This window comes from Syntrophorhabdaceae bacterium (genome assembly GCA_028698615.1).
Lineage (GTDB): Bacteria > Desulfobacterota > Syntrophorhabdia > Syntrophorhabdales > Syntrophorhabdaceae > Delta-02.
The window spans coordinates 1-5,701 of sequence record JAQVWF010000084.1; the positions used below are offsets into that span (position 1 = coordinate 1).

At 52.0% G+C, this 5,701-nt stretch carries 10 protein-coding genes and 1 tRNA gene; 9 read left to right on the top strand and 2 right to left on the bottom strand.

Translation table 11 applies throughout. The features are described 5' to 3' along the window. The 9 genes from PHC90_14170 to PHC90_14210 form a co-directional block, all read left to right on the top strand. Positions 1-249: hypothetical protein (locus tag PHC90_14170; GenBank protein MDD3847490.1), on the top strand; the 249-nt coding region annotated here is incomplete at its 5' end. Then, a complete protein-coding gene (locus tag PHC90_14175; protein MDD3847491.1) occupies positions 246-488 on the top strand; it encodes a hypothetical protein in 243 nt (80 codons plus the stop codon). The genes PHC90_14170 and PHC90_14175, both read left to right, overlap by 4 nt. Then, entirely contained in the window at positions 485-802 is a 318-nt protein-coding gene (locus tag PHC90_14180) for a hypothetical protein (protein MDD3847492.1), read from the top strand. Before PHC90_14175 ends, PHC90_14180 begins: the two co-directional genes overlap by 4 nt. Positions 803-1,080: 278 nt before the next feature. Further along, complete coding sequence (locus PHC90_14185) at positions 1,081-1,698, top strand: hypothetical protein (GenBank protein MDD3847493.1); 618 nt, start codon at positions 1,081-1,083, stop codon at positions 1,696-1,698. Between the two features lie 222 nt (positions 1,699-1,920). Continuing rightward, positions 1,921-2,106 (top strand): helix-turn-helix domain-containing protein, encoded by a 186-nt coding sequence (locus tag PHC90_14190; GenBank protein MDD3847494.1) that lies wholly within the window; start codon positions 1,921-1,923, stop codon positions 2,104-2,106. 78 nt (positions 2,107-2,184) lie between these two features. Next, complete coding sequence (locus PHC90_14195) at positions 2,185-2,439, top strand: hypothetical protein (protein ID MDD3847495.1); 255 nt, start codon at positions 2,185-2,187, stop codon at positions 2,437-2,439. Continuing rightward, positions 2,432-3,292: a Clp protease ClpP gene (locus PHC90_14200; protein MDD3847496.1), complete on the top strand. Its 861-nt coding sequence runs from the start codon at positions 2,432-2,434 to the stop codon at positions 3,290-3,292. The genes PHC90_14195 and PHC90_14200 overlap by 8 nt, the downstream gene beginning before the upstream one ends. Beyond that, entirely contained in the window at positions 3,286-4,425 is a 1,140-nt protein-coding gene (locus PHC90_14205) for a phage major capsid protein (protein MDD3847497.1), read from the top strand. Before PHC90_14200 ends, PHC90_14205 begins: the two co-directional genes overlap by 7 nt. Before the next feature lie 115 nt (positions 4,426-4,540). Further along, on the top strand, positions 4,541-4,747 hold the full coding sequence (locus PHC90_14210; protein MDD3847498.1) for a hypothetical protein: 207 nt from the start codon (positions 4,541-4,543) through the stop codon (positions 4,745-4,747). A gap of 10 nt (positions 4,748-4,757) precedes the next feature. Here the strand turns inward: PHC90_14210 and PHC90_14215 are convergent, their stop codons facing one another. Both PHC90_14215 and PHC90_14220 read right to left on the bottom strand, forming a co-directional pair. Further along, positions 4,758-5,072 carry a hypothetical protein gene (locus PHC90_14215; protein MDD3847499.1) on the bottom strand — a complete coding sequence of 105 codons (315 nt, stop codon included), beginning with the start codon at positions 5,070-5,072 and terminating at the stop codon, positions 4,758-4,760. A 502-nt stretch (positions 5,073-5,574) separates the two neighbouring features. Then, positions 5,575-5,646, bottom strand: a tRNA-Thr gene (locus PHC90_14220). Positions 5,647-5,701: the final 55 nt, after the last annotated feature.

A 5,701-nucleotide genomic window follows, 5' to 3' on the forward strand; every position in this document is an offset into this window, starting at 1 on the left:
GTGACCGTTGAACGCTCCTATCATCTTTACTGTGAACAGTACCGCCGTCACCTCGACGAGTACATGGCTTTCGTTTCCGGGGTCAATTGGAACATGAACCGGATCACCGTCACGGTCAAAGGTAAGGTGTTGACACTGACACGGCCGGACAAGAAGCGGATGAGGTTGAACGTGCAGCAAGTGATCGGGCTACTCAGGTACACGGGCAAGAGGCTGCAGGAGATCGACGAACAGGAGACAGCGACGTGAAGAAGGATAGACGAAGAAAGTATAAGCTGGCAACGGTTGACCTATTCAGAAAGGATATGCGCTGCACCCCTTATGCAGTGAAGCAAAGGGAAAAGAAAGAGCGCAGCGGGAGAACAGGAGATGGTCTAACCCCCCCTGGGTCAGAAGTCGCCGATCATGCCAGCGGAAACCGGGCTGACCCCCTCATTTTTGTGAGCACGTTCCCGGTTGAAACGAAATTTAGGAGGTTCAACACATGAAAGTAAAAATACCATCGGGCCTCAAGACACCCGGGAAGAAGTTTTATAAGAAGGTCCTGGAAGAGTATGATATTTCGGAGAGCCACGACCTCGAACGTCTCTTCATGGCGGCCAAGTGCCTTGATGAGATTGCCGCCGATGAAAAGCTCTTGAAGGCGGAAGGCCGCTTTATCGAGGACCGCTTTCACCAGAAGCGAGAGCACCCGGCGAGCAAGGCGGTCCGGGACAACAAGACCCTGTTTTGCCGGATCATCCGCGAGCTGGCCCTTGACATTACGGACCCCGGAGACTCGAGACCGCCACGGCAGTATTGAGAGGTGATGCGAGATGCCACGTAAACCACGGAAAAGCAAGAGCATACGGCACCCGCTTACAGACGGAGAATTACACTTACTGTTGACCGGGCGGCCGTATCCTGACAAGGCCGGGAATTGGCCCGATGGGTCAAGCTGGCTTCGGCCTTTCATCCTGTGTAGTCCTGCCTGCCGCGACGAACTACGGGCCTTATGGCTCCGGCACAAGGCCGGCATTTTGCAGGACTGGAAGGGTCCCGGAAGGCCCTGGGCGGAAGGAGAATTCGAGGGGGTGAGCAATGCCACGTAAACCACGAAAGACTAAGCAAACAAGGTCCACGATCAAACCGATAGAGATCTACTTCTTGCAGTATGGCAGCGTTGAAGGCGGCCCGGATGATGAAGGAATGAAAGGGGAGATCTTCTTCCGAAATGTGGATGAAAAGTGGGACTGGCTGCCTATATGGGAAGAAATCCGGGGAAAGGTCATGGCCGACTGGATAAACGAACACCCCGCTTCAAGACCCTGGGCCTGGTGGCAGTTTGACGCCCCGCGCTGGGATGACCCGTTTACCGATTGTTTCTATCATGGGACCTTTGCCGAACCACGGCAACGCCTGGGCGGGATCGGAACACCAAGCTATGAGGTTTTGGGCCTTGTCCCTCACTTCGATAAAGGGATACCTGAAAGCTGGGTTTCGAGATTCGATGAGGAATATTACAACGGACGGGCGAAAGACATTCACGGAAACCCTATCGGGACGAAATACAAGGAAGGCAATTTCAAGGGCAAGGCTATTGATCCGAATGATCCGCCACGGTACGAATCAGAGGCCGCTTACCTTCAACGCCTGGGCCTGTTGACCCCGGACGAAAAGAAATACCTCGAAAAACACTATGAGTTTCAGTATGTTTAAATACCGTTCTTACCGTTTCCTCAACGTGCCTTGCCGTGACCTTTCCATCCGGTGCGGTTTCAACGGCTCTCAGATAGACTTCGCGTTGTTCTTCGGGGGGAAGGGAAGTCAGGGGACGAAGATGACGTTCGGGAATTTCTTTGGCAACCGTGGTTGTCAAATTGTCTGCAACCTCTCCGGAGCTATTGGAACCCCAAAGCGTGATTGTTGCGGACGACAAGGATGATGACCGAATACCTTCCTGACAAACCCTTTTTTCGCCCCGATGAAGTGGCGAAGTATTTCTCCGTCTCCAGAGCCACAGTGTATCGCTGGATTGATGAAGGGCGGCTGCAATCGGTACGCATCGGGGAGAAGGTTGTCAGGGTGCGGCGCGAGAGCGTTCTTCAACTAGTACGGGAGAATTAGCGTCTCATGCGTCTCATGCGTCTCATGCGTCTTAGCGGTTTGAAAGGTTGTTTAGTATGCTTTGGAAGAGGTGAAAACATGAGAACAACGAAAACATTTTCCATCGATCCCGAAGTTTACAAGAGACTGAAAGGCTATGCCGGATATCAGGGCGTTACCGTCGGCGAGGCTATCAAGATCTTGCTTGATACTCAGGATATCCCATGCGTAAGGCCGGGCCCTGGTTACGCTGAATGGCTTATGAATCTGATCAAGATAGGTGAACAGCAGGGCGAAGAAGCGGCCATGCAGCACTTGAAAGATCATCCCTACGTTGAGGCCGACCATGGATAACCTTTCATACCGGACAAAGCACAACGCGAAGGTGATAGCGGCGCAGTGGGGTAAATCTCCGAACGATCGGGCGGACTGGTACAGGATCGAGGACAAGGCCGACGGCGCCGAAATCCTCATTTATGATGTAATCGGTTTCCCTTTCGTTGAGGCCAAGCAGTTCATCAAGGACTTGGGCGCGATCAAGGCGAAACAGATCACGGTTCGCCTGAACAGTCCGGGCGGGAATGTGTTTGACGGTGTAGCCGTCTATAATGCCTTGAAGAATCACCCGGCGAAGATCACAACGAGGATAGAAGGTCTTGCGGCCTCTATCGCGTCTGTTATAGCCCTTGCCGGCGACGAGGTGCAGGCCTACGCAAACACCATGTACATGATCCACGACCCCTGGGTTATGGCAGTGGGCAACCAGGAAGATCTCCGGTCTATTGCCGACGTGCTCGAGAAGATCGGCGGCCAGCTTGCCGACATATACACCGGTAAGACGGGCCTTGAGGCGGACACCATCAAAGAGATGATGCACACCGAAACGTGGATGACGGCCCAGGAGGGTAAAGGCCTGGGTTTTGTCGATAAGGTCCTTGACGGCGAAGGAAAGACGGCGAAAGCGAAATACGACCTCAAAAACATCTACAGCAACGTACCCGAGGATCTTTCCTTCGAGGCACAGTTAAAGACGTTCACAGCGCGCGAAATTGAGCGCGTTCTTATAGAGGCGGGCGCATCACGGGCCTATGCCAAAATGGTAGCAGCGCGAGGCTGCACCGGCGTGATCGACGATCATCGGGAGGATGACGACGACGCGATAATCAACACCCTACTACAGACAATCAAAGGAGAAAAGATATGTTAACAGCCGAACAGATAGCGGCCCTGAATGCCGCTTTTTTGCAGTTTAAGGACGAACACAATGGCGAGATCGGCAAGATGAAAACCCAGCTTGACGCAATCGAGACTTTTCTTTCACGGTCTCAGTTTCCCGGCGGCGGGAACGGTTCCAGGGACAATGCAACCGTGAGCGAGTACAGGTCAGAATTTCTCGCCTACCTCCGGCGCGGCGGTAACGAGGCGGCGCTGAAGGGTCTTCAGGTGAAAGCCGAACTATCGACCCTGGAAGATCCCTCGGGCGGGTTCATGGTCGTCCCCGAGATGGAATCCAGCATAGACCGAGTGCTTGCGGCCTCTTCGGCCATGCGGCGCGTCGCCAATGTCAAAACGATAACCACGGGCGAATACAAGCGTCTCATTTCACAGGGGGGTTGCGAATCGGGATGGGTAACGGAGAAACAGAGTCGGGACGAAACTGACACCCCGACGCTGGCAGAGATTGCCATAAACGCAAAAGAATTGTTTGCGAACCCGAAGACAACGCAGACCCTTCTCGACGACGCTTCTTATGATGTATCCGGCTGGTTAGAAGATGAGATCACAACGGCTTTCAGCGAGCAGGAGGGCACCGCTTTTATCAATGGCAACGGTGTCGCCCAGCCCAAAGGAATTAACGCTTACGACAAGGTTGCCAACGCCTCTTACACATGGGGTAAGGTCGGCTACATTGCCGGCGGCCACGCTACCCTGCTCAACAACGTGGACAAGATTTTCGACCTTTATCACTCTTTGAAGCCGGCCTACCGGCAGGAAGCAGTGTGGGTGATGAACGACAATACCTTCAACACCATCCGCAAGTTCAAAGACGGCGAAGGCAATTACCTGTGGCGGCCGGGCCTTTCAGACGGCGAACCGGCAACTTTGCTGGGAAAACCCGTGGAAATAGACGAGGCTGTTGACGACATCGGCGCGAACAAGTTTCCTTTATGGTTCGGAAATTTTAAGCGCGGTTATCTGATAGCCGACAGAAAAGGGGTCTACGTGCTCCGCGATCCGTACAGCCAGAAGCCGTACGTCTTTTTCTACACAACCAAGCGGGTCGGCGGCGGTATCATCATGTACGAAGCGATTAAGTGCTTGAAGATCGCCACGAGCTAAACGTGTCTTTCAATTCCAGACCTCCCCGGTAACACTGCGGCTTTGGTCTGGTCCATCTTATAACGGGCGGTCCCGGTTTGCGCAAGATCGGGACCGCTTCTCCCAAAAGGTGAACATGGCAGCATTGACCGAAGAGGACTACTTGAGAATCTACCGGGGAACCGGCTTATCAAAAAGGGAACTCGAAAGGCTCCTGAGATCCGCCGGGGCATCGAGAAGCATTGCCGTAAAGGTTGCCTCGAAGTGTGGCCGGACAATGCCGGCACCTATCATCAAACAGAAGACGTTCCTTCAGCGCCTTATTGATCGCGTTATATTCTGATCGATGAACTCTACTTTTTCGAGATTTCTATTTCTCGCTGGATGGTTTCAGTGATGGACTTTTGGTCAATTGTCCGCAATGTTGTTTCGTTTATCTTTATTGAGAATTCAGGCTTATCCTTTACCCTCTTGATTTTATCGTAAATCCAATTGGCTATGAGGCCCGCCGATACACCGTTAGCAAAGGTCAATACGGCTTTTGCTACAGCAACATAGTCTGCATCACGTCTTTCCATTAAAGGCTGCCGGATAAGTGTCACTCCTTCAGGAAGGTCATTATACGCTAAAATCAACGGAATGAACGTGGTTTCTATTCTTATCTCCATTTCCTATTCTCTCCTTTAGGCATTAACGAACCCCTGGGGGGTAATCTCTTGTCATTGTCATTGTGACAAAGCATAAGAGTTTTTGTCAATAGGACAGACGACAACACCCCCCGTCGCAGTCTCTACAGATCGACGGGTAGCCGCAACCTCCCGGTATCCCATTCACACAAAATATCTTGTTTTTGATTATTGCGCATGGGTGAAAATCAAAATCAGAGGTGTAGAAAAACATCAAGGGCGCTGTCCTATTTCCCGGCGAGACCCCTAAAAGTGGGGGTCCTGTTGCATTTTCCGGGCATGATGAGGGGTAAGGTGCGGGTAAAAGGATAGGCTCGAAAAAAGGGGCTATGACAGGCTCTAAGGCTCCGTATATCAGGCCCCTGGGAAACCGGGGGCTTTTTTATTGCTTTCTCTTTTTGTTGTCCAAATGTTGTACAAAATGGGGAAAAGTGGAATTTTGAGAGGTTTAACTTTGCTTTGTAAGTTATTGATTTTATTAAAAAGCCGACGATGGGAGTTGAACCCGCGACCTGCTCATTACGAGTGAGCTGCTCTGCCACTGAGCTACGTCGGCGTTGAGTTTTATATAGCATAACCTGCCGTTTTCGTACAATACAAATTTGCTTTGC